Source organism: uncultured Campylobacter sp. (assembly GCF_938031315.1).
GTDB lineage: Bacteria > Campylobacterota > Campylobacteria > Campylobacterales > Campylobacteraceae > Campylobacter_B.
In genome coordinates, this window is the sequence record NZ_CALHHT010000278.1 from 1 (window position 1) to 2,106 (window position 2,106).

A 2,106-nucleotide genomic window follows, 5' to 3' on the forward strand; every position below is an offset into this window, starting at 1 on the left:
CTTGCCGCTGCCTGCGCTCGCTTCAAGCGCCAGATAATTTTCAAATTTTGCCATCGATACGCCCTTTGCAAATGATCTTATAAGCACAGTATTCGCAGGTCTTGGGTTCATCCGTGCGCGTAAAAACCACTTCGTGCGCAAACTCCTCCTTAAGCGCGCCCAATTTCTCGCGCAGAGCCTGAAGCGTCGGAGTTTTTGCGCCTGGATACACGAAGCCCTCATCCCCGAGCGCCAGATACGCGCTCTCGCATTCGCACCCCAGCAGCGCCTGGTAGAAGCTTAGCTGAAAGCTCTGCGGCTTGCCGTTGCTGCTTTTGTAATCGATGATAAATTTGCCACCGCGCCCGTCCTCGTCGATGCGGTCTATCCGCCCGCTCAGCCGCACCCCCTCAAACTCGCCCTCGCACCGCTGCTCGCCGCATGCAAAGCTCCAAGTCTGCTCGTGCTGCTGTAGCGCAGGGGCGATCTTTTTGATCTTTTGTAGCTCCAGCTCCGCATCAAACCTGCCTAGCCCCGCATCCGCCGCAATAGCGGAGTAAATTTTGCTAAATTTATCGAAGTTAAATTTAACCCCCGCAGCGCAGTAAAACCGCTCAAAGCTAGAGTGCAAAATCGTGCCTCGCAGCGCGCCGTCCTCGCCGAAGTTTAGCCCCTCCGCAAGCGCTGCGATATATTTGTAAAAATACTGCCTCTTGCATGCCAAAAAGCTGTCGAGCCTGGAAAACGAAAGCGGATTTTCAAAAAAATCGTGCCGCAAAATCGGATCGTCCTGGCCGCGCAGAGCGGGTAAAAACCGCCTCTCGCCGAAAAGCCGTAAGTAATCCTCCTGCGAAAACTCGCAATCAAGCGCCGCATCAAAGCTTTTTAGGAAGCGCGACGGCGATTTTTCGCTGTTTTGAAGATAACAAATCGCCGTTTTTTTCGCGCCCAAAATCAAGCTCGCGTAGTAAAATCTTTGTAAATTTTCGCGGTCCGCATGGCTGATGAGCCCCGCTCTGGCGCGCAGCGCGGCGTTTAGAAACATCTCGTTTTTCACCCGCTTAGGCACCAGATCGTCGTTAAAATCGATGATTATCACGCCGTCAAATTGCAGCCCGCGGCTCTCCAAAAGCCCCATCGCAGTGACCTTGCCGCCGCTAACGTCGTCGAGTTTGAGCCCACCTAGCTCAAGCAGAAAAAGATCGATCAAATTGCTAAGGCTTAAGCTCTCGCCGCGCAGCTTTCGCAGCAAAATTTCGATCAGATACAAAGGCTCCTTGATCTTTGCCTCCAAAACCGCGTCGTAAATTTTGGGCAAATTTAAAATTTTACGGATCAGCGCCTCAAATTTTTCAAAGCTCTGCGGATTATTAAAATTTAGCTCAAATTCTTTAAAAAGCTCGCTCTCAAGCCCGATTAGGCCAAAGAACAGATCGAGTTCCGCGGGCTTTGGCCGCTCCTTTTGACGGCTATTTTTACTAAGGTTTTCGCTGCACGCTTCGTAATTTTTACCGCCGCATTCGCCGCGAGATCTAAAATTCTCGCCGCTTGATTTAAAATTTTGTGCGCCGTGGCCGCCCGCTTCTAAGCCCCGCATGTCGCGCGCCATATCCAAAAGCTCGGGGCTTGCCGTCGCATCCGAACTGAAATTTTCGCCGCCTGCGCGGATGGAATTTTCCGCAGTTTTTGCGCGGTAATCCACGCCGAATTTCGGAGCAAGCCCCTCTTTTAGGCACTGCGAAATTTTTTCAAGTGTGACGTAAAATAGGCTATCTTTTACGCTTCTGCCCATCGCGAAATTTAGCATGCGATGCGAGCCGCGGGCTTTTGCGATGCGCTCGTCATAGAGCCGCAGCGTGTCCGCAAAGCTCTCGTCGGGTAGGATCACGACGATGTGCTCGGGCGCGATGCCTGCGCGCTCGAAGGATGAAATTTTTTCAAAAACGTAGCTCGCCTGCAAGCTTCGTAGCTCAAAGGAGCGATAAACGATCTCGCCGTCCGCGCCCAGAGGCTCTTCGCGTAAAATTTCACCCGAGCTTAAATTTACGCTATATCTTTTGCCCGGCTCGAACTCTAGACCGCAAATCTCGCTGATAGCGCGCACGGGTTTAGAATTTAGCTGCGTAG

1 protein-coding gene is annotated in these 2,106 nt (G+C 52.1%); it reads right to left on the reverse strand.

Annotated elements, in window-relative coordinates; translation table 11 throughout:
* Nucleotides 1-40: 40 nt before the first annotated feature.
* Nucleotides 41-2,106: PD-(D/E)XK nuclease family protein (locus Q0236_RS06875; RefSeq protein ID WP_297916330.1), on the reverse strand; the 2,066-nt coding region annotated here is incomplete at its 5' end.